Source organism: Streptomyces sp. NPDC048751 (assembly GCF_043198595.1).
Taxonomy (GTDB): domain Bacteria; phylum Actinomycetota; class Actinomycetes; order Streptomycetales; family Streptomycetaceae; genus Streptomyces.
Genome location: NZ_JBICUX010000005.1, coordinates 314,669 through 336,463, shown reverse-complemented (window position 1 = coordinate 336,463; position 21,795 = coordinate 314,669). Strand labels below are relative to the sequence as shown.

General features: G+C 70.7%; 15 protein-coding genes. 5 read left to right on the top strand and 10 right to left on the bottom strand.

All coding sequences use genetic code 11. The features are described from left to right. Window positions 1–2: 2 nt before the first annotated feature. The 4 genes from ACGFNV_RS18765 to ACGFNV_RS18750 all read right to left on the bottom strand — a co-directional run bounded on the left by ACGFNV_RS18765 (window position 3) and on the right by ACGFNV_RS18750 (window position 9,091). On the bottom strand, window positions 3–4,667 hold the full coding sequence (locus ACGFNV_RS18765) for a glycosyltransferase (protein ID WP_393623770.1): 4,665 nt from the start codon (window positions 4,665–4,667) through the stop codon (window positions 3–5). Continuing rightward, on the bottom strand, window positions 4,664–5,899 hold the full coding sequence (locus tag ACGFNV_RS18760; RefSeq protein ID WP_393623769.1) for a CDP-alcohol phosphatidyltransferase family protein: 1,236 nt from the start codon (window positions 5,897–5,899) through the stop codon (window positions 4,664–4,666). Before ACGFNV_RS18760 ends, ACGFNV_RS18765 begins: the two co-directional genes overlap by 4 nt. Window positions 5,900–6,249: 350 nt before the next feature. Continuing rightward, the gene (locus ACGFNV_RS18755) at window positions 6,250–7,833 is read right to left on the bottom strand and encodes a hypothetical protein (RefSeq protein ID WP_393623767.1); all 1,584 of its coding nucleotides are present in this window, start codon (window positions 7,831–7,833) and stop codon (window positions 6,250–6,252) included. Between the two features lie 58 nt (window positions 7,834–7,891). Then, complete coding sequence (locus tag ACGFNV_RS18750) at window positions 7,892–9,091, bottom strand: hypothetical protein (protein ID WP_393623766.1); 1,200 nt, start codon at window positions 9,089–9,091, stop codon at window positions 7,892–7,894. 202 nt (window positions 9,092–9,293) lie between these two features. On the opposite strand from ACGFNV_RS18750, the gene ACGFNV_RS18745 reads away from it, so the two are divergent. The 3 genes from ACGFNV_RS18745 (at window position 9,294) to ACGFNV_RS18735 (ending at window position 11,509) form a co-directional block, all read left to right on the top strand. Then, window positions 9,294–10,409 carry an LCP family protein gene (locus ACGFNV_RS18745; protein WP_393623765.1) on the top strand — a complete coding sequence of 372 codons (1,116 nt, stop codon included), beginning with the start codon at window positions 9,294–9,296 and terminating at the stop codon, window positions 10,407–10,409. Window positions 10,410–10,427: 18 nt separating this feature from the next. After that, a complete protein-coding gene (locus ACGFNV_RS18740) occupies window positions 10,428–10,523 on the top strand; it encodes a DUF5959 family protein (protein ID WP_393623764.1) in 96 nt (31 codons plus the stop codon). Window positions 10,524–11,284: 761 nt separating this feature from the next. Continuing rightward, window positions 11,285–11,509, top strand: coding sequence for a cold-shock protein (locus tag ACGFNV_RS18735; protein ID WP_393623762.1), 225 nt, complete (start codon window positions 11,285–11,287; stop codon window positions 11,507–11,509). A gap of 71 nt (window positions 11,510–11,580) precedes the next feature. Here the strand turns inward: ACGFNV_RS18735 and ACGFNV_RS18730 are convergent, their stop codons facing one another. Then, window positions 11,581–12,597, bottom strand: coding sequence for a hypothetical protein (locus ACGFNV_RS18730; protein WP_393623760.1), 1,017 nt, complete (start codon window positions 12,595–12,597; stop codon window positions 11,581–11,583). Window positions 12,598–12,889: 292 nt separating this feature from the next. Between ACGFNV_RS18730 and ACGFNV_RS18725 the strand changes: the two genes are divergently transcribed. Then, window positions 12,890–13,783 carry an NAD(P)-dependent oxidoreductase gene (locus tag ACGFNV_RS18725; protein ID WP_393623758.1) on the top strand — a complete coding sequence of 298 codons (894 nt, stop codon included), beginning with the start codon at window positions 12,890–12,892 and terminating at the stop codon, window positions 13,781–13,783. A gap of 58 nt (window positions 13,784–13,841) precedes the next feature. Continuing rightward, the gene (locus ACGFNV_RS18720; RefSeq protein ID WP_393623756.1) at window positions 13,842–14,219 is read left to right on the top strand and encodes an NTP pyrophosphohydrolase; all 378 of its coding nucleotides are present in this window, start codon (window positions 13,842–13,844) and stop codon (window positions 14,217–14,219) included. A gap of 22 nt (window positions 14,220–14,241) precedes the next feature. On the opposite strand, the gene ACGFNV_RS18715 is transcribed toward ACGFNV_RS18720, so the two are convergent. The 5 genes from ACGFNV_RS18715 to ACGFNV_RS18695 all read right to left on the bottom strand — a co-directional run bounded on the left by ACGFNV_RS18715 (window position 14,242) and on the right by ACGFNV_RS18695 (window position 21,590). Beyond that, window positions 14,242–15,372 carry a methyltransferase gene (locus ACGFNV_RS18715; RefSeq protein WP_393623755.1) on the bottom strand — a complete coding sequence of 377 codons (1,131 nt, stop codon included), beginning with the start codon at window positions 15,370–15,372 and terminating at the stop codon, window positions 14,242–14,244. A gap of 318 nt (window positions 15,373–15,690) precedes the next feature. Beyond that, window positions 15,691–17,214 (bottom strand): amino acid permease, encoded by a 1,524-nt coding sequence (locus ACGFNV_RS18710; RefSeq protein WP_393623753.1) that lies wholly within the window; start codon window positions 17,212–17,214, stop codon window positions 15,691–15,693. A gap of 147 nt (window positions 17,215–17,361) precedes the next feature. Further along, window positions 17,362–19,290 (bottom strand): 1-deoxy-D-xylulose-5-phosphate synthase, encoded by a 1,929-nt coding sequence (gene dxs / locus ACGFNV_RS18705; RefSeq protein WP_393624070.1) that lies wholly within the window; start codon window positions 19,288–19,290, stop codon window positions 17,362–17,364. Window positions 19,291–19,485: 195 nt separating this feature from the next. Further along, window positions 19,486–20,802, bottom strand: a complete 1,317-nt coding sequence (locus ACGFNV_RS18700) for a sugar ABC transporter permease (protein ID WP_393623752.1) — start codon at window positions 20,800–20,802, stop codon at window positions 19,486–19,488. Beyond that, the gene (locus ACGFNV_RS18695; RefSeq protein ID WP_393623750.1) at window positions 20,799–21,590 is read right to left on the bottom strand and encodes an ATP-binding cassette domain-containing protein; all 792 of its coding nucleotides are present in this window, start codon (window positions 21,588–21,590) and stop codon (window positions 20,799–20,801) included. Before ACGFNV_RS18695 ends, ACGFNV_RS18700 begins: the two co-directional genes overlap by 4 nt. Window positions 21,591–21,795 lie beyond the last annotated feature (205 nt).

Below are 21,795 nucleotides of genomic sequence, written 5' to 3'. Positions count from 1 at the left end.
CGTCAGCCCCTTCCTTGCTGCTCGCCCGGCCGCCCCATGACGAGGGGCGCGGGAGGCGGACCCGGGTCGCCGACGACGGACACGTCCATGGTGTCGATCACGTCGAAGGCCCGCTCACAGTTGTGGGTGTCGCGCAGCACGAAGAACTCCTCCGCGCGCTGCCGGTACCGCGGCTCCACCTGGAAACCCCGCTCGATGGAGGCGATGATCTCGTCCACCGCCCGGTCGACCGTGCCGCAGGTGGGGCCGAAGCCGTCCCGCGCCAGGTCGAAGTAGCCGCGCTTGTAGTGCTTGCTGTAGAACGCCTCGTCGTCGAAGTTGGTGTAGACGATCGGCTTGCCCATGTAGGCGACGTCGAAGAACACCGAGGAGTAGTCGGTGACGAGCATCGAGCACTCGCGCATCGCCAGCTGCACGTCGCGTCCGGTGGTGGAGACCGTGATCGACGGGTGGTCGATGCGGAAGTGCTTGAGGTAGGGCCGGATCTCGTAGTGCGGCATGAACTCCAGTTGCACGTTGTGGTACTGGAGCGCCTTCAGCAGCCGCTCGTCCCGCAGCAGCGCCGAGAAGAAGCGGTAGTACTCGGAGGCCGCGAAGGGGATCTCCGGCTTGGCCGCCTTGTTGTACGAGGGCGCCACGATGTCCCGCCGCCACGTCGGCATGACGAGGATGCGGCGAAGCCCCGGCACGGGTTCAAGGGCGTCGAAGCGGGGCAGTCCGGTGGCCGCGACCCGGTCGTAGCCGTAGCCACAGTGCTCGGCGTAGTAGGCGCGTTCGCTGCGGCCCGTGGTCAGCACCAGGTCGACGTTGGTGACCTGGGCGTGGATGGACGGGGCGACGTCGTTGTAGACCACGCCGTGCTGGAGGAAGACCCGCTTGTAGCGCATCAGGTCGCCGTAGCCGGTGAGGAAGGCGCGCTTGGACAGGCCCGGGAAGCCCAGGTAGGCCTCCAGGTCGTAGGCGTTGATGAGCCGGGTCGCGTGCAGCAGGTACACGCGGTACTTCCACGACAGGCGGTCGATGACGTTGCCGAGGTGGTCGATCTTCTTGCGGTCGGCGGCGTTGCCGTTGATGGCGTAGAACACCTTGCGCTTGCGCTCGTTCTGCCTGATCCAGGTGAACAGGTGGTACGAGTTGTCCTGCGCGGTGTCCTCGCGCTCGCCGATGATCCAGATGTCCTTGCCGCGCAGCCACAGGTGGAACAGCCAGTACAGCAGCCGGGTGCGCCAGCCCGGGCGGCCGGGCAGGGCGGCCCGCAGCTCCTTGAAGAAGCGACGCACCTTGTGCGTGGAGCGGCTGACGATCCCGGCGACGCGGCGCACGGTGACCTTCTCGTTCTTGTCGATGGAGAGGATCACGCGGGCCCGGCCGGCCCGGTGCACACCCTTGAAGCGGTGCAGCATCTGGCGGGCGTCGACGGGGGTGTCGAGGTGCCGTTCGCCGTCGTGGACGCGCAGCGTAAGCGTGAGGTCGCGGTTGTTGAGAGCCGCGAAGTCCTCGGGGCGGGCGACGGCACGCCAGCCGGAGTACCAGTCCTGTTCCTTGCGGGTGCGCCAGCGGTCGCGCCGGTAGACCTGCTCGACCCGCAGCGCCCGCTCGGTGCGGCCGTCGCTCAGGACGAGTTCGATGCGGTTGTCGAAGACCTGGTCGATGTCGGCGCCGGTGAGGACCATCAGGCCCTCGAAGGTGACCTGCTGCGGATCGACGTGGCAGGTCTCCAGGACGAACTTCTGCCGCTCCACGCGCAGCAGTGCGGTCTCCACCCGGTCGACGGTCAGCCTGCGGTGCAGTCCCTCGTCGTCGATGTGCAGATGGGGCAGGTACGCCTGCTTGCCGTGCGGCTCGCAGAACAGGTCGAGGTTGTCGGTGCGCACGGCGTGGTGCTGGAGCCGGGAGCCGGGAGCGACGGCGTACTGCAGGATCAGGTCGTCGGGTATCTCCGTGTAGACCTCGTGCAGCGTCGGGAAGATCGCCGCCAGCTCGACCCGGCTCATGATGCGGTGCAGGTTGCGCAGGTACGGCTGGAGGGTGCGGACCACGAAGCGCTGGGCGAGGCGACGGGTGCGCTCGTCCAGCGGGGCGGTGCGCCGCAGGAGGTGCCGGGCGAGGCGGATCAGCTCCTGCGCCTTGACCGGGTCGTTCCAGGGCAGGTCGAACAGGGAGTCGCTCTGCTCCTGGTCGCGCTCGTAGCTGGTGGCGCGGGGCGCGGTGGTGACGCGCTCGGCGTGCAGCAGAGCGGGGACGACGAGCCAGGCGTCCTCGAAGCCGGGGCCGCCGCCGGCGCGCAGTCGCTGCTCGCGCACCAGCTCGGTCCTGAGCAGCTTCGCGCCGAGTCCGGTGGAGAAGATCAGGTACGGGGCTTTGTGCAGCCGCTGCACAGCGGTCGGTTTCTTGCCGAAGTACCGCTTCCACGGCTCGTCGGCGCCCTTGCGCGGCCCGGGGAAGTTGTCGGGGTTGCCCACGACGACGTCGGCGTCGGCCTTCTGGGCAGCGGCCAGCAGATGGCTGACGCTGTCCCGGCCGAGGATGTCCCGGGCGCGCGCGAACATGACGTAGGGCGCGTTCACGTGGCGCAGCCCGTGGTCGAAGGCCGCCCGCATGCCCATGGAGACCTGCGGGACGACCCGCGTGTTCGGGTAGTGGGCGGCGAACTTCTCCAGCTGTCCGGCGGTGGAGTCGGTCGAGCCGTCGTCGACGAGGATCACCTGCGTCTGCTCGAAGTCGCGCTGCACGGCGAGCGAGCGGAGGAATTCGTACAGGTTGTACTCGTCGTTGTGGCAGTGCACGACGACGGCGGCACCGTACGTCTCCTGCGGGGCGAACGTGTCCGGCAGCTGCCGGTCCTTCCACCACAGCCACGGCTCACCGCGCGGGTCGGCCTTCTGGCGCTGCTCGCTGGTCTCCTGGCGCAGCGCGAGGTTGCCGCTGACGGTCTCGTAGATCTCGTACGTCGTCCCGCCACCGGTGTAGCGCTCGCGCTCCAGGTCCAGGCCGCGCACGCACACCGTGGTGGTCGCGCGCTGTCCGGCGTGCCGGATCTGGACGAAGAGGTTCCAGATGGCGGCGCGGCCGGCCTTGCCGAGGGTGTCGTCCAGGTCGACGGTGGTGTGGAAGCGGATGTGCTCTTCGTCGACCTCGACACCGGTGACCTTGAAGGTGTGGTCGGTCTTGGGACTGCGGCGGCGCAGGACCGCGGTGAGCTCGACCTTGTCCTTGGGGCCGACCCGGCCGAACTGGTTGCGTATGTAGCCGGTGACGTGGAGTTCGCCGCCCTTGATCTCCACGCGGGTCGCCTGGTTGAACAGGCGGGCGTCCGACAGCGACGTACCCGTGAGATCGAGGTCGGTGACGTCCAGGAAGCGTTCGGCGTGCGGACGGCCGAGCAGCGAGCCGGACCAGTAGACCTTGCCGTCCTTCTCCACCAGGTCGGAGCTGAGGACGCTGCGCCGCTGGGTGTAGTCGGCGACGGACACGGCCACGTCGGTCCGGCCGTGCATCAGACCGAAGGCGCGCACCCGCTCCAGCGGGCCGCACAGGTCGTACGTCTCGGGCGGCAACGAGCGCAGGTAGGGGGCGACGACGGCGACGAAGCCGTCCCGGAACGCGTCGTCACCGGAGCGCAGTTCGGGCGTGTAGAGCCTGAGGTCGTGCGAGAGGAACTTGGCGGCCTTGTGCGCGACGAGCTCGCGCGCGCCGTGCTGGGCGAGGAACTCGTCGGCCCACTGGTGCACCAGCACCCGGTCGCGGATGCTGCGCAGTTCGCCGCGCCGGTTCGTGATGGAGGGCGTGTCCGTCTCCCGCTCCCAGATCCACCGGTAGACGGGCGCGGTGAGCAGGGTGATGGTGTGCGCGCAGAGATTGGCGACCGTGGAGAAGTAGGTGTCCTCGAAGAAGACGCCCTCGGGGAAGCGGATGCCGTTGTCGTGCAGGAAGTCGACGCGGTACAGCTTGGCCGCGGCGATCGGGTCCTCGAAGAGCTCCGGCGCGGCGGTGAGGCCGCCGGTGACCGTGCGGTCGGTGCCGTAGAGCTGCGGCTGCCAGACCGTGATCTCGTCCTTGGCGAGGTTGACCCGCAGCGCCCGGCCCGCGGTGATCTCGGCGCCGGTGGCCAGCGCGGAGGCCAGCAGCAGCTCGCACGCCTTGTGCGGGAGCTCGTCGTCGGCGTCGAGGAACATCAGGTACTCGCCGGTGGCCGCCTCGATGCCGTTGTTGCGGGGCGCGCCGACACCGCCGCTGTTCTGGTGCCGGCTGACGATCCGTACGCGCGCGTCCTTCTGCGCGTAGCCCTGTGCCACCGCGAGGGTGCCGTCGGTGGAGGCGTCGTCGACGACGAGCACCTCGACGCCCCGGTGGGTCTGGTTCAGGGTGGAGCGCAGGGCCCGGTCGAGGGTGGCGCTCGCGTTGTAGGCGGCGACGACGATGGTGACGGTGTACGCGGAGGGGTCCTGGTACGAGACGGTGTCGACCCGCGCGGTAGAGGAGGCGGAGGTCGCGGGCCCGAGCCGGTCGTCGAAGCCGGAGGAGTCGTCGTACGCGGACTGCTCGTCGAGGCCGGTGGGGTCGTCGAAGTCGGCGGGGTCGTCGTGTCCGGAGCGCTCGTCGCGGCCGGACGGTTCGCCGTACCCGGACGCCTCCTCGAAAGCGTCGGAGCCGGTCGGGTCGGTCATCGCCAGTGCCCCTCCTGCTCCGCACGTTCCTGCGCGTCGTCGAAGCGCCGGATCCGGATCGGCAGGGTCAGCGGCTCGGGTGTCACGACTCGCGGACTGGGGATGCCCTCGGCCTGCACGATGTCGAAGCTGTCCTGCTCGTCGAGCTGGTGGAACTGCGGCTGCGGATAGGGCTGGAAGAAGGGATCCTCCTCGGGCTCCGGAGCCCGGTAGCGCTCGTCGTCCAGCAGCGCCTCCGGCGCGGCCCCGCGGTGGCGGCCCTTGTACAGGTGCGGGGCGATCGTGCCGGCGGTGTCCGAGGTCGCGTTCATCTCCTCCATCACGCGGGTGAAGTCACGCGTGGACAGCCAGAACTTGTACATGATCACGAGCTCGAAGAGCATCAGCAGCGCCGCCGAGACCACCGTGGTCCACAGGATCTGACCGATGATCGGGCCCACGATGAAGATGAACATCTGGAACTCGATGCCGCTGATCAGGTGCGGGCGTATCCGGGTGCGCAGCATCGCCCGGCGCAGGCGCGTGTACCACGGGAACTGGTCGCGGAACTGCTCGTGCAGGTCGACCACGTTGGACCCGCCGGCCTCCTCGCGGAGCACCTCCGCGGGCGTGCCCGGGTTGTCGCGCAGCAGGTCTTCCATGAAGACGATCTGCGGACCCTCGGGCTCCCCCTGGGCCTGGGCCCGCTCCTTCGCCTCGGCCTCCCGCTCGGCGCGCTCGGCGTCGGCGCGCTCCTTGGTGACCTTCTCGATCTTCGTCCGCATCGACATGCGCATCTTGTAGATCTGCAGCGCGTCGACGTAGCGGAGCATGTCGAGGAAGACCACGCAGAGGGCGGCGAGCAGGTAGCGCTCGTCGTCCGTGCGCAGGAACTGACCGCCCATCAGCGCGAGGGCGCAGAACAGGACGCGGATGCGGTCGAAGACGTAGTCGAGCCAGCCGCCGAAGACGGTGCCGTTGCCCTTGAGGCGGGCCAGCTTGCCGTCGATGCAGTCGAGGATGAAGCTCAGGTGGTACAGCGCGGCGCCGATGAGCAGGGACTTGTGGTCGCCCTCGAGGAAGAAGCCGGCCGAGCCGAGGCCGATGAAGAGGGCGGCCCAGGTGACACGGTTCGGAGTGATGAAGCGGAAGCGGGCGAAGAGCAGCAGGAGACGGGTCGCGGTGGGGTCGACCAGGAAGACGGTCCACCAGGCGTCACGCTTCTTGCAGGTCAGTTTTTGGACAGCCCGCAACGATAGCCTGGCCATAACCCCTCAGTCACACACAAGACAGGACACAATGCCCTGTGGTCGCCTCGGTGCGCCGCAGGGTGCTCGAAGATGAACGATTGCTTTCACAAGCCGATCACATGAGCGGACTGAACTTTAACAATCCTTCATTCGAGTGTCGACGCGCATTGACTCGCGTCCGACCGCGACTTTGATCACACATTTTCCTTACAACCCTTCGTGATCGGGCGAAGTGCATCCCACAGGGACGGATCACCCGTGGTCAGGGCCGGTGCACAGGCAAGCGGATGGCTCGATTCCGACCAACGGCGGCCCGCCCGGGGCTCGTTCCGCCCGTAAGTGACTGCCTCGCGTCAACGGCGCGCGGGGCGCCAGTCGGTGAACGTGAGGGCGCCGGGGCGCTCCTCGCGGCGGGCCGTCAGCACCTGACGGTCCGGTGTCCGGGCCGCCAGGGTGAGCAGCCCGGTCCGGGTCACGGCGGCGGCCGGTGCGCCGTACGAGGGCGCCCCCAGGTCCTGCCACCACACCCCCGTGTCCGGCCGGCCCTCGGGATACGCGCCCACCGCGCAGGTGCCGCCCACCCCATGGGCCACCAGCACCGAGTACGCCCAGCCGTCCATCTCGACGCCCCGTACCGCGGCCAGTGGCCCGCTCCCCCCGGCGTCGCCCAGCGGGAACGGCGCCTGCGCGCCCGGACGCCAGACGCAGGCCTCGCTGGTGCGCAGGTCGCGGAAGAGCACGGCACCCGGTTCCGGGGCCGGCGTCAGGGTGCCGGGACGCGCCGCGAACGGCACCGTACGGTCCTCGGTCCAGGCGCCGCCCTGCCCCGGGTACCAGCGGACCACGCCCGGGGTGTCGCGGACCCGGCCGTAGACCTCGACCCCGCCGTGCGGGCCCGTCACCGCGACGAGGTCGTCCGCGACCCGCAGGCCGCTCAGGTGCTGCCACTTCGTCCAGCCGCCGTCGGCCGACAGGCAGCGCCAGCTGATGCTGTGCCCGAAGTTGCGTACGAAGACGAAGAGGTTGCCCGCCGCGTCGAAGGCGGCCGCCGGGAACCCGATCGCACGCCCCCGCCGCCAGTCGACGGCGTTCGGCCCGCCGACCGACTGCCACGGGGTGGGTGGCTCCGAGGTGCGGTACTGCGCCGCGTGCACGACCTCGACGTCCGCCCCGCCGTCGTCGCGCGCGGTCCTGCGCAGCGCGAACAGGTGCGGGAAGCCGTGCGGATCACGCACCACGAGGAGACCCGGCAGCAACCCCGGCCCCTCCACCGGCTCCGGGGCACTCCAACGGCCCTGGGTGTCCTGGTGCCGGCGCACCACCCCCGCGGCCGTCGGCAGGAAGGCGGTCAGCCGCCCGTCGAACCCGGCGGACAGCCAGTTCGCGGGCACCGGGTAGCGGCGACAGGCCGCGAAGCCCAACTCGGGGTCCCCGTGGGCCCGGTGGCAGTCCACGTGCAGCGGTCGGCCGGTCTCCGCCTGCCAGGCCCGGGCCGCGGCCAGGGCACCGACCGCGGTCTCGCCGTGCTCGGCCGGGACGTCGTACGTCGGCATGCCGCTCGCCTGGTCGTACGACGTGTGCGCGGGATCGGGGTCGAGCGTGTGCAGCCGCTCCGGTTCGAGGTCGCGCAGGACTTCGAGCAGCGCGGCGACGGTGGCGGGGTCGTCGGTGCCGTCGACCCCGAGCACCCTGGGGCCCCCGAGCACCCGGCAGCCCCGGTCGGCGGCACCGGTGAGGGCCCGGTCCAACGCCGCCCGCCCGTCCTTGCCGCCCGCCCGCAGACACACGACGGCGATCTCGGCACCGGCCGGCTCCAGCGCGACCAAGGGCACGGCGTCCGCGGGTTCCGTGACGACGACGGCGACGACGTGCGCAGGACCGCTCCCGGGGCCGGATCCGGTCCCGGTCCCGGCTCTTCGGTCCGGCTTGCGGCTCATGTCCTCACGCCCCTTCGCCCCTCACGTCCCGCGCGTGCGGGGGCGGTCGCCCGCCCGTTCATATGCGGATCCACTCGCCGAGTGTCAGTCCGGAGCCGTCGTCCTGGCGGGCCAGGGTCAGCGTGCCGTCGGCGGCCACGGCGAGGACGACGACGCGTCCGAACGCGTCGAGGGCGAGCACCGGGTCGCCCAGGCAGGCGATGCCGGTGTCGGTCCACCACACGCCGTACCGCTCGTCCTCCGCCGGGCACAGGCCGACCACGACCCGGCCCTCGGTGTCGCGGTGGGCGAGGACGGTGCAGGTGTAGCCGTCGATGGTGGCGGCGAGCGCCGCGTGGCGTCCGTCGCCCGGGCTCCCGCCCACGGGTACGGGCCACTCGCCGGGGCGTACGGCGACGACCTGGCCGCCCTGGACGTCGGTCAGGTAGTAGGTCACGCGGCCCGGTGAGGTCTCCAGGCCGGTGACGGACCCGGGCAGCGGCACCACGCCGAGGTCGTGACCGCGCTCCAGGGCCGCGCCGGGCTGCCGTTGGAACCAGGTGAGGGCGCCGCCCCGGGCGGGGGCGAGGAGTTCGACGTGTCCGGTGGAGGTGGCCACCGCGGCCGGGGTGTCGAGGGCGGCGGCGACCTTGAGGTCGAGCCAGGGCTCCCAGCGGCCCTGGGCGTCCTCGCGGCGCAGGGCCAGGTGGCCGTGGGCGGTGGGCGCGACGACGTACAGCGTGCCGGAGGTGGTCACGGCGGCGGCCGGCAGCCCTGTCGACGCGGAACGCCCCGGCCCCGACAGGGGGTTGCCGACGGAGCTCCACTCGCTCATCGGGCGGCCCGCCTGGTACTGGATCGCGTAGACCAGGTCCACGGTGAGCGGGCCGTCGCCGCCGCGCACCCGGCGGCCGAGCAGATGCGCGTAGCGGTTGCGGCCCTGGGCGACCGTGAGACGGGTCACGTTCTTGGCGGGCAGGACGTCCGGGCCGAGCCAGTCCGGGCCGCCGGGGCGGCTCTCGGTCCAGCGCAGCACGGCCTGGTCCACATGCGCGTAGACGACGAGCCGGCCGTCGTGCCCGGGCAGCAGCCACGGTCCGGACAGCACGGCGTGAGACCGGCCGGTGAGGTCCGTGGCCTCGCCGTTCGCCGGCCGCTGCCGTCGTTCGTCGTCACGCGCGGTGCTGGCCCGCATGGCCCGTACAGTCCTCTCCACGTATGTGTTGAAGTGGTCGAAGTGATCGTCTGTGGTGAAGCGGTCGGCAACCTGATCGGTCAAGACGCAGCCGCATCCTATTTGTTCGGTTCATGTTTACAAATGCATCACGTTACGTGCATGATCGGTCGATCCTCTGCCTATAGTGCGGCTGCCTATAGTGCGGGACTGATCGGGCAGCATACGGACCGGCCTCCCCCCACCCGAGTCCCCAGCGCCACACCTACCGCCCTGCGGGGCTCGACCAACAAGGACTCGGACCAGGATGAGCCACGTCTCGACGCCCCAGCGCAGCGACGACTCCGACGCACCGTCTCCGTCCCGGCGCCGCGGCGGCCGAGGGCGCAAGCGCGAGAAGGCGGGTGGCCGCCGCATCGGCCGGAAGATCCTGATCGGCCTGGGTGTCGTCGTCGTGGCCGCGGCCGGTACCGGTTACTGGCTCTACAGCGACCTGAACAACAACATCAAGGGCGTCGACATCGACAAGGCGATCGGTGACGACCGGCCCGAGAAGCTGCCCACGTCCGGGCAGAACATCCTGATCCTGGGCTCCGACTCGCGCGCCGGCGCCAACGGCGATCTGGACAAGGCCGACGTCTCCGGGGCGCGTTCCGACACCGCGCTGGTGGTGCACGTACCCGAGGGCCGCAAGAAGGCCGTCGCCGTCAGCATCCCGCGCGACACCCTCGTCACCCGGCCCGAGTGCACCAAGTCCGACGGCGACAAGGTCCCCTCGGCGAAGCGCGTGATGTTCAACTCCGTCTACTCGCTGGCCGGCCCGGCCTGCACGGTGAAGACCGTGGAGCAGATGTCCGGGGTCCGCATGGACCACTACGTCGAGATCGACTTCGCCGGCTTCAAGGGGCTGGTGGACGCGATAGGCGGAGTGCCCGTCACCCTCGACAAGCCCATCAAGGGCAGCAAGACCGGCCTGTCGCTGGACGCCGGCACGCACACGCTGGACGGCACGGACGCCCTGAAGTTCGTGCGGACCCGCTACGGCTACGGCGACGGCAGCGACCTCGGTCGCATCGGCCTCCAGCAGAAGTTCATGATCGCCCTGCTCGCCGAGATCAAGAAGCAGGACCTGCTGGGCAGCCCCACCAAGGCCTACAAGATCGCCGACAGCCTCACCGAGGCCCTCACCACCGACTCCGACCTCGCCTCCCTCACCAAGCTCACCGAGTTCGGCCGCAGCCTCAACGGCATCGACCCCGCCAACATGGAAACGATCATGCTTCCCGTGGCCTACGACAAGGTCGACCCGAACCGGGTGGTGGCCGCCGAGCCCCAGGCCTCCACCCTCTGGAAGGCCATCCGCACGGACGCGGACATCCCGGAGTCGGCGAAGAAGTCCCCGGCGACGGGCGGGGCTTCCTGACCCGCGGCAGCTGAGACGGTGACGGTGACCGTCTCATTGAACGAGGCTTGGTTCGACGACGCGTACCACCGCCTCGACCGGGTCCGGGAGACCTGGGGTCTGAACGACGGCTGAGCGACCGTGATCGTTGCCGGTGCCCGCAAGTGTGCAGGCCGCCGCGTAGCTGATCACGGGAGGAATGAAGAAGAACGCCATCAGCAACCAGAGTCCCCAGAACCTGTGTACTCCCTCGGGGAGGCGGGAGCGGGGCTCCAGACCCAGGCCCGTGCGTGCGTGTCGGGTTACCGTGACGGCGGAATCAGGACGTGATTCCGCACGCCGGACGGCCTGGCGGACTTGGGTACTGACCGGATGCTCGTTGTCGACCGTGAGCCGGACCTGGTTCTCGTCCCGCATGCGCAACTCGTCGGTGTAGCCGCCGTAGCGGGAAATCGTGGAGTAGCGGCGCACGCTGACCAAGCGGTCCAGGCAGATCGTACGTACCCCTGTCATGGTTCTGGCGGAGACGAAGTACCGACCGCCTTGCACCACCATGGAGGGTCGGCCCGCGAAGCCGTACCAGATCGCGAGCAGCACCGGGCCGGCCACGGCACCTGCCACGACGGAGATTCCCGTGTACGTGCTCTTGAGCACGTGGAATCGAACCAGTTCGCCGTCGGCAAGCACGGTCACCGCCCAGAGCGACGTCACGCCCCACAGCCCCAGTACCGTCCGCCGCCGGGCGTACGACGCCTTGACGGGCCCCGGAGCACCTCCGGCACGGAGCCCACCACGATCACGCCCCACCATGGGTCGATCGTATGCCCGCATACGTGATCAGCTCGGCTCGCGACGCGAGCCAGTGACCGGACGGCAGAACCCGTAAGGTGGCGCCCATGGTGACTGCGACGGTCCGCGAATGGCGTGACGAGGAAGGCTGGGGTGTGCTCGACTCGGCTGAGACTCCCGGCGGTTGCTGGGGGCATTACTCCAACATCGAGACGGGCGGGTTCCGCACGCTGTCGCAGGGTCAGCGGGTGGACCTCGTCTGGGAGGCACCCGGCTTCAAGCAGGACGGGTACGACTACCGAGCGGTGAGCATCGTGCCACGCCCCGCCTGACGTCCACACGTGGCATCGAGGAGGGGCACATCACCTCTCCGTGAGCCCTCTGCACCGGGGGAATCTCCCTCTCACACTTCCTGCCAAGCCGTCAGCGCCAAGCCCGGCTCGTTCTTCCGGCGGGTGATGAGGAGTTGGCCGGTCGACGGGGAGAGCGTCGCGGCGACCACGCGGTCGTCGGCGTCCAGGGCCAGGCACAGTTCGGCGTCGGTGGGGAGTGGGGGGCCCGACTCGGTCCACCAGGCGCCGGCGTTCTCCTGTTCGGTGGGGTACGCGGCGAAGGCGACACGGTCGCTCGAGGAACGCTGGGCGAGTAACGTGCAGTCGTGGCCGTCGAGTTCGCAGCGGATCGCGGAGACGGGGCCGGGGCCGGCCGACGCGAGGACGGGGACCGGTTTGGTGCCGGGGCGCCAGGCGCACAGATCTCCCGAGTCGTCGGTGAAGAAGAGCGTCGTACGGTCCGGGGACGTCGCCAACGCGCGTAGCGTGCCGGGACGGACCGCCGCCTCCGTCTCCTCCTGGAGCACCGGCGGGGTCCCCGGCTCCTCCTGACGCCAGTACAGGATCGCGTCCGGGGCCGCCGCGTACAGCTCGACCCGGCCCGACTCCCCCGTCACCGCGGCCAGACCGTCGCGCACGTCACGCCCCTTCAGGTCGCGCCACGGTCCCCAACCGCCCTTCTCCTTCTGCCCGAGCATGCTGACCCCGCCACCCCTGTTGGGGATGAACAGGTGCGCCCGCCCCTGGGCGTCCACGGCGACGGCCGGGGTGCCGGTGCGGTCGCCCGTCCGGTTGGGGTGGCCGACCGGGTGCCAGTCCAGCGCCGCGAGCCGGGGCCGGAAGTGGGTGGAGTGCACCAGGCCCGACTCACGGGGCACGGTCGGCCGCCAGCTCACCAGATGGGCGTAGCCGTCCGCGCCCTGCCCGATCGCCAGGACGGGGTGCAGTTTCTGGTCGCCGCCCACCTTGCGGGGTGCGTCCCAGGGGCCGCCGGGTGTACGTTCCGCCCGGCACACGACGCCGTCGTCCGCCGGCACATAGACACTGAGCAGCCCGTCGCGGCCGCGTATGAGCCAGTCGCCGTTCACCGGATAACTTTAAGGGGTCCTTGCACTATGCCCGCCCGGGTCGCGCGGCCTGGTGCCGTGCATCGCAAGGCGCCGGACCACGCGACCTCATCGGGCGCTCATAGTGCAAGGACCCCTAAGCGGGACTGCCCCCGACCACGCCCCACACCCCTCGCCCGACGGGCCGGGCGGATCGGGTGACCGGTGCCGGGACAGCGCGATTCCCGTTGGCTCGCCGACGGGGCGTGCCCCTACGGTCGAGGACAGCGACCACACGCACGACACAAGCACGACAGGCAGGAAGCTGACGAACATGACCGACAAGCTCACCGTGAGCGTGCTGGGTACGGGCATCATGGGCGCCGCGATGGCCCGTAACCTCGCCCGCGCCGGACACACCGTCCGCGCCTGGAACCGCAGCGGCGCCAAGGCCGAACCGCTGGCCGCCGACGGCATCCACATCGCCGCCACCCCCGCCGAGGCGGTCCGCGGCGCCGACGTCGTCCTCACCATGCTCTACGACGGTGGCGCCGCCCTGGACGTCATGCGGCAGGCCGCCCCCGAACTGCGCCCGGGCGTCGCCTGGATGCAGTCCACCACCGCCGGCATCGACGCGATCGGCGACCTCGCCGCCCTCGCCGGCGAACACGGCCTGCTCTTCTACGACGCCCCCGTGCTGGGCACCCGCCAGCCCGCCGAGGCCGGTCAGCTCACCGTGCTCGCGGCCGGTCCCGCCGAGGGCCGGGACACGCTCACGCCGGTCTTCGACGCGGTCGGCGCCCGCACGGTGTGGACCGGCGAGGACGGCGCGGCCGGCACCGCGACCCGGCTGAAGCTGGTCGCCAACAGCTGGGTCATCGCGGCGACCGCGGCGGCCGGCGAGGTGCTGGCCCTGTCGCAGGCGCTCGGCGTCGACCCGGAGTCCTTCTTCGAGCTGATCTCCGGCGGCCCGCTCGACATGGGCTACCTGCGTGCCAAGGCCGGTCTCGTCCTCGACGACCGCCTCACCCCTCCGCAGTTCGCCGTGGCCACCGCCGCGAAGGACGCCCGGCTGATCGTGGAGGCCGGCGAGCGCAACGGCGTGCGTCTCGACGTGGCCGCCGCGAGCGCCGAGCGCCTGAGCCGGGCCGCCGCGCAGGGGCATGCCGACGAGGACATGGTCGCCGCGTACTTCGCCAGCTTCGACGAGCCGCGCACCGCCGACTGACGGCCTCGACGGCCCGAGCGCCACGAACCGGGACCGGCCGGCGTGGCACCCTGGCCCCATGGACGACAACACCCCGCTCCTGCTGATCGTCGACGCGGCGAACGTCGTCGGGTCGGTGCCCGACGGATGGTGGCGGGACCGGCGCGGCGCCGCGGAGCGGCTGCGGGACCGGCTGGCGGCCGACGGGCTGCCCGGTCATGCCGGTCCCGTGGAGATCGTCCTCGTCGTCGAGGGCGCGGCCCGCGGTGTGGAGTCCGTACCCGGCGTCCGTGTCGAGTCCGCGCCGGGCAGCGGGGACGACCACCTCGTCCAGGTGGTCGATGCCGCCCGCGCCGCCGACCGCGCCTGCCTGGTCGTCACCGCGGACCGTGAACTCCGGCGCCGGGTCACGGAGTTGGGGGCGGAGGTCACGGGCCCGCGCGCGGTGCGCGAGTGACCTCCACGGCCTCAGGGTCCCGTCACTCCCTCGGCGCCAGCCGCCACAGGGACGTGGTCTCCGCCGCGCGGGCCGCGTGCAGCGGGTCCGTGCTGTCCCGGGCCCGTGGATGGCGTGGCGCGGCGTCGAGCCGGTCCACCACCCGCAGGCGGGCCGTCTCGAAGGCGGCGAGCAACTGTGCACGCGTACGCAGCCCCAGGTGCTCCGCCAGGTCCGACAGGACGAGCCAGCCCTCGCCGCCCGGCAGGAGACGGTCGGGCAGTCCGGCGAGGAAGCCGTGGAGCATGGCACCGTCGGGGTCGTAGACGCCCTGCTCCAGGGCACTGCTCGGTCGGGCGGGAAGCCAGGGCGGATTGCATACGACGAGCCCGGCGCGCCCCTCGGGGAACAGGCAGGGGCCCACCACGTCGACCCGGCCGGCCAGCCCGAGCCGCCGCACGTTGTCCTCGGCGCAGGCGAGCGCCCGGGGAGCGATGTCGGTCGCCACGACACGCCGTACGCCCCGACGCGCCAGCACCGCCGCGAGCACCCCGGTCCCGGTGCCGAGGTCGAACGCCGTGCCCGCGTCGAGCCCCGCCGCGGGGGGCAGCGGCGCCCGCGCGACCAGGTCGACGTACTCCCCCCTGACCGGTGAGAACACGCCGTAGTGCGGATGGATCCGGGCGCCCAGCGCCGGTACGTCGACTCCCTTCGTACGCCACTGATGGGCGCCGATCACCCCGAGCAGTTCCCGGAGCGAGACCACCGTGGGCCCGGTCGGCGGGCCGTAGGCCTGGCGGCAGGCCTCGCGGAGGTCGGGGGCCCGGCGCAGGGCGAGGGTGTGGTCCTCCTCCAGGAGGACCAGCAGTCGGCCGAGGAGGCGGGCGCGGTGCCGGCGGGCCCGGCGCTCCAGGTGGAAGGCGTCGGCGGAGGTGGTGCCGGGGCGGGCCGGGGCGCGGTCGGTTCGGCGGGCCATCGCGGCGAGCAGGCGGCGGGCGTTGTGGTAGTCGCCCCGCCAGAGCAGGGCGGTGCCCTCGCGGGCCAGGCGGTGGGCGGTGGCGGCCTTCGTACGGTCGTCGGCGAGGACGGTCCGGCGGGGCGCGGGGGTGCCGTTCTCGGAGTGCCAGCGGGCGGAACGGCGGGTGTGGTCCTCGGTCCAGTGAAGGGTGGACACCAGGTACTCCTCGTGGTCGTGAGTGCGGTGACACGAAGAGCACTTCGACGGGACGAGGAGCGTGCGAGCAGGCTCGACCGCCACCCGGTGCGTCGAGCGGGCCGGGTGTGGGGAGGAGGGGGCTGGTGGCGGCTACCGCGTCCGCGCCGAAGCGCGGGAGTGGCGGTCGCCGAGAACCATGCCGAGTGTCATGACCGGCCCTTTCCGGGAGACGAAGTCGCGGACCGGCAGCCTAGTGCACCCGCCCCGGCCCCAACGGTCCGGCCCCGTACGTCCGCGTGGGAGCGGGACGTACGGGGCCGGGGGGAAGGGGTGGGGCTAGCGCCCGCCACCGTTCGGGGGCCCCTCCGTTCCGGCGGCCACGGCCTCCTCGCGGCGGGCGAGGCGGCTGTGGGAGCGGCCGTAGAGGAAGTAGACGAAGAAGCCGACCACCATCCAGATGCCGAAGCGCAGCCAGGTCTCGGCCGGCAGGTTCAGCATCAGCCACAGGGAGGCGCACACCGACAGGATCGGGATGACCGGCACCCAGGGAGTGCGGAAGGCGCGGGGCAGGTCGGGGCGGGTGCGGCGGAGGATGATCACGCCGATCGCGACGACGACGAAGGCGAACAGCGTGCCGATGTTCACCAGCTCGGCGAGTTCGCTGAGGCTGGTGAAGCCGGCCAGGATCGCGATGAGCACGCCGAGCAGGATGGTCGGCCGGTGCGGGGTCTTGAACCGCGGGTGGACGTGGGAGAAGAAGCGGGGCAGCAGTCCGTCGCGGCTCATCGCGAAGAAGACCCGGGTCTGGCCCAGGAGCAGGATCATGCAGACCGTGGTCAGGCCGACGGCGGCGCCGAAGCTGATGAAGCCCGCGAACCACGGGTGCCCGGTGGCTTTGAAGGCGTCGGCGAGCGGGGCGCTCACGGACAGCTTGGTGTAGTGCTCCATGCCGGTGACGACGATCGACACGGCGACGTACAGGACCGTGCAGATGATGAGGGAGCCGAGGATGCCGCGGGGCATGTCGCGCTGCGGGTTCCTGGTCTCCTCGGCGGCCGTGGCGACGACGTCGAAACCGATGAACGCGAAGAAGACGACGGAGGCGGCGGTGAAGATGCCCATCACGCCGAAGTTGGACGGCGCCCAGCCGAACATCAGCTGGATGAGCGGTGCCTGGAGGTTGTTGCCCGCCTCCACGGCCTGCGCCTTCGGGATGAACGGGTCGTAGTTGTCACCGTTGATGAGGAAGGCGCCCGCGACGATCACGGTGAGGACGACGGTCACCTTGATGGCGACCACGACGGAGGTGAACCGGGCGGAGAGCTTCGTGCCGACCACGAGGATGGCGGTCAGCGCCAGGACGAGAGCGGCCGCGAGGATGTCGAAGCCGAACCCGTCGGCTCCCTCTCTCCCGCTGAGGGACGCGGGCAGGTGCCAGCCCGCGTTGTCGAGCAGCGAGGCGATGTAGCCGGACCAGCCGACAGCGACCACCGCGGTGCCCAGCGCGAACTCCAGGACCAGGTCCCAGCCGATGATCCAGGCAGGCAGTTCCCCGAGAGAGGCGTACGAGAACGTGTACGCCGAGCCGGCCACCGGGACGGTGGAGGCGAACTCGGCGTAGCAGAGCGCGGCGAGCGCGCAGGCGACCCCGGCCGCCACGAAGGCCAGGGCCACGGCGGGACCGGCGTTGTTCTTGGCGACAGTGCCGGTGAGAACGAAGATGCCGGTGCCGATGATGACGCCGACGCCGAAGACGGTCAGGTCCAGCGCGGACAAGGACTTCTTGAGCGCGTGCTCCGGCTCCTCGGTATCGAGGATGGACTGCTCGACCTTCTTCGTCCGGAAGAGGGTGCTGCTCACGGGACTACCTCCCACGCTTGTCGTCCTCGACATGATCGAGAGGGGGCGTACTGCGTATGCCCCGACGCGGGCGGATTCACGCAAACGGGCCGGTCACACCACTGCAAAGAGTGGCGAGACCGGCCCGCCCGGACGAGTCGTGCCGCGTCAGTCGCGCGCGGGCTGCACGGACTCGACCTCGGCGGCCGTACGGTCGAACCGGCCATCGAGCTTGGAGACCAGGCCGGTGACCTGGCGGGCGATGTCGGGGGCCGTCAGACCGATCTCCGCCATGACCTCGGCGCGGGAGGCGTGGTCGAGGAAGCGGGGCGGGATGCCGAAGTCGCGCAGCGGCACGTCGACGCCCGCGTCGCGCAGGGCCTGGGCGATCGCCGAGCCGACACCGCCGACGCGGGAGTTGTCCTCGACGGTGACGACCACGCGGTGCCGCTCGGCGAGCGGGGCCATCGCCTCGTCGACGGGCTTGACCCAGCGCGGGTCGACGACGGTGGTGGAGATGCCCTGCCGGTCGAGCAGGGCGGCGATCTCCAGGCACATCGGCGCGAGGGCGCCCACGGACACCAGGAGCACGTCGGGCCGGTCGGTGCCCGGCTCGCGCAGCACGTCCATGCCGCCGACGCGTCCCACGGCCGGTACGGCGGGACCGACGGCGCCCTTGGAGAAGCGCACGACGGTCGGCGCGTCCTCGACGGCGACGGCCTCGCGCAGTTGCGCGCGCACCTGGTCGGCGTCGCGCGGGGCGGCCAGCCGCAGCCCCGGGACCACCTGGAGGATCGACATGTCCCACATGCCGTTGTGCGAGGCGCCGTCGGTGCCGGTGACGCCGGCGCGGTCCAGGACGAAGGTGACACCGCACTTGTGCAGGGCCACGTCCATGAGGACCTGGTCGAAGGCGCGGTTGAGGAACGTGGCGTACACGGCGAAGACGGGGTGCACGCCCGCGTGGGCGAGGCCCGCCGCGGAGACGGCGCCGTGCTGCTCCGCGATGCCGACGTCGTAGATCCGGTCCGGGAAGGCCTCCGCGAACTTCTTCAGGCCCACCGGCTGCAGCATCGCCGCGGTGATCGCCACGATGTCCTCGCGCTCCTTGCCGAGCTGGACCATCTCGTCGCCGAAGACGGAGGTCCAGTCGGCCCCGGAGGCCTTGATCGGCAGGCCGGTGTCCGGGTGGATGGGGCCGATGCCGTGGAAGCGGTCGGCCTCGTCCTGGAGGGCGGGCTGGTAGCCGCGGCCCTTCTCGGTGAGGCAGTGCACGATGACGGGACCGTTGAACCGCTTGGCCCGCGCGAGCGCCGACTCCAGCGCCTCGATGTCGTGCCCGTCGATCGGGCCGACGTACTTCAGCCCGAGGTCCTCGAACATGCCCTGGGGGGCGATGAAGTCCTTGAGGCCCTTCTTCGCGCCGTGCAGCGTCTCGTACAGCGGCTTTCCGACGACCGGCGTGCGGTCGAGGATCTCCTTGGTGCGGGTGAGGAAACGCTCGTAGCCGTCGGTCGTCCGCAGCGTGGCGAGGTGGTTGGCGAGGCCGCCGATGGTCGGGGCGTACGACCGCTCGTTGTCGTTGACGACGATGACGAGCGGGCGGTCCTTGGCCTCGGCGATGTTGTTGAGCGCCTCCCAGGCCATGCCGCCGGTGAGCGCGCCGTCACCGATGACGGCGACGACGTGGCTGTCGCGTTCGAGAAGCTGGTTGGCCTTGGCGATGCCGTCGGCCCAGCCGAGGACCGTCGACGCGTGGCTGTTCTCGATGACGTCGTGCTCGGACTCGGCCTGCGAGGGGTAGCCCGACAGGCCGCCCTTCATCTTCAGCCTGGAGAAGTCCTGGCGCCCGGTCAGCAGCTTGTGCACGTAGGACTGGTGACCGGTGTCCCACAGCACCTTGTCCTTCGGGGACTCGAAGACCCGGTGCAGCGCGATGGTGAGCTCGACCACTCCGAGGTTGGGGCCCAGATGCCCACCGGTCTTGGACACGGCCTCGACCAGATAGCCCCGGATCTCCTCTGCCAGCTGGTCCAGCTCCTCCAGGCTGAGCCGGTCCAGATCGCGCGGTCCCCTGATGCGGGTCAGCAGCGGCACCCGTGCCTCCTTGCAGTAGAGCTGTTCGAGCATTCGCCGGGCTCGTCGAGTCTAATGTTTCCCCGGACGCGACAACGCCCGGCACCCATGGGGTACCGGGCACATTTACACCCTCAGGGGCGCGGGGAACTGCGCGACCAGCCACAACGAGCCGGCACACGCAGAAACCACCGCACCCCCACGGCGCGGCCGCGCCTACGCGCGCCCCGCGGCCTTCTGACTCTTACGGGAGACGGAGTCGATGACCACCGCACCCAGCAGAACCGCACCAGTGATCATGTACTGAATCGACGTGTTCATGTTCAGCAGGTCCAGACCCGTCTGGATCGACTGGATCACCAGCATGCCGAGGAGCGCGGACCACACCGACCCACGCCCACCGAACAGCGACGTACCACCGATGACCGCCGCCGCGATCGCCAGCATCAGCGTGTTGCCACCGCCGGCGTTCAGCGTGGCGCTCGCCGTCTGACCGGCGAAGAACATGCCGCCCACCGCGGCGAACCCGCCCGAGATCGCGAACACGGTGATCCGTACCACCGGCACGTTGATACCCGCACGCCGCGCCGCCTCGATGCCGCCACCGACCGCGAAGACCTTGCGCCCGTACGTCGTACGACGCAGCACGAAGTCCACGATCACCAGCGCCGCCAGGAAGATCACCAGCGCGTTGGACACACCCGCGGCGTTGTTCAGCACGGCCGCGGCGACGAAGGACGCCACGGCGAGCGCGCCCACGCGCAGCAGGATCTCGCTGGTGGGCCGGAAGGGCACACCCGCCGCCCGGCGGCGGCGCTGCTCGCTGAACGAGCCGAACAGCATGGACAGCACACCGAGACCGGCCAGGATGTACGCGCCGATGATGGCCTGGTCCATGAAGAAGGAGTTCTGGCCGAGCAGGTGCACCGGGCCCTTGTCGGACGGGATGTTGATCGTGCCGCTGGAACCCAGCAGCCACAGCATCAGACCGTTCCAGCCGAGGAAGCCGGCCAGGGTCACCACGAACGCGGGGACCCCGATCTTCGCGAAGAACCAGCCCTGCAGCGCGCCGATGACAGCACCGGTGAGGACGGACAGGGCCAGGGCCAGCCAGGCGTTCATGGTGTGGTCCACCACGAACACCGCGAACAGCGTGGAGGCGAGGCCGCTGACGGAGCCGACGGAGAGGTCGATCTCGCCGAGCAGCAGCACGAACACCAGGCCGATGGCCAGCATGCCGGTGGCCGACATGAAGTAGCTGATGTTCGAGAGGTTGTCGGCGCTGAGGAAGCGGTCGTTCTGGAGCTGGAAGATCGTCCAGATGACGATGAGGCCGATGACCACCGGCAGCGAGCCCAGCTCACCGCCCCTCACCTTGCGCTTGAACTCGGTGAGGTAGCCCTTGAGGCCCTCTTCGCGGACGAGCAGTCGCGGGTCGACGACGGAGACCGGCGCTGCCGTCGGGTCGTCCGCGGGCGCCACGGTGGACTGCTTCTCCACCTCCGACTTCACGGTCTTGGACGTGTCACTCACTTTGCCGCCTCCGTGCTGCGACGCCCCGCACGACGGGTCACGGCGTTCTCCGTGGCGCCCGTGATGGCGGCGATGATCTCTTCGTGGCTGGTGTCCTTCACCGAGAAGGAGCCGTTGTTCTTGCCCAGGCGCAGCACGGCGACGGTGTCGGCGACCGCCTTCACGTCGGCCATGTTGTGGCTGATGAGGATGACGCCGAGGTCACGCTCGCGCAGCCGCTCGACCAGGTCGAGGACCTGGGCGGTCTGCTCGACGCCGAGGGCGGCGGTGGGCTCGTCGAGGATCACGACCTTGGGGTCGCCGATCAGGGCGCGGGCGATCGCCACGACCTGGCGCTGACCGCCGGAGAGGCTGGCGATCGGGATGCGCACGCTCGGGATGCGGATGGAGAGCGTGCTCAGCAGTTCCCGGGCGTTCTTCTCCATCGACACCTCGTCGATGACGCCGCGGTGCAGCAGCTCGCGCCCGAGGTAGAGGTTGCCGACCACGTCGAGGTTGTCGCACAACGCGAGGTCCTGGTAGACCGTCGCGACGCCGAGTCCCTGGGCGTCGTGCGGCTTGTTGATGCTGACCGCCCTGCCCTCCCACTCGATGACGCCCTCATCGATGGGGTGGACACCCGCGATCGTCTTGACCAGGGTGGACTTTCCTGCGCCGTTGTCGCCGACCAGGGCGACGACTTCTCCGGCGTGGACCTCCAGTTCGACATCGGTGAGTGCCTGCACCGCACCGAATCGCTTGGAGACTCCGCGCAACGCCAACACGGGCGTAGCGGACACGTGAACCATCTCCTTCGCCGCCTGACCGGCGGGGATGCCGCGCTTGGGACATGCGCGGAGGGATGTGCGCGACGCCCCGCGGTGTGGCGCACAAGGTTTACAAGATGAAGAGCTACAGCTCCGACGCCCACCCCGCAGCGGGGTGGAAGGTGGGACGGGCGTCGGAGTGGTTCGCAGGGACCGACGAGCGGTCGGGCCCGAGCCCTGCGGTGGG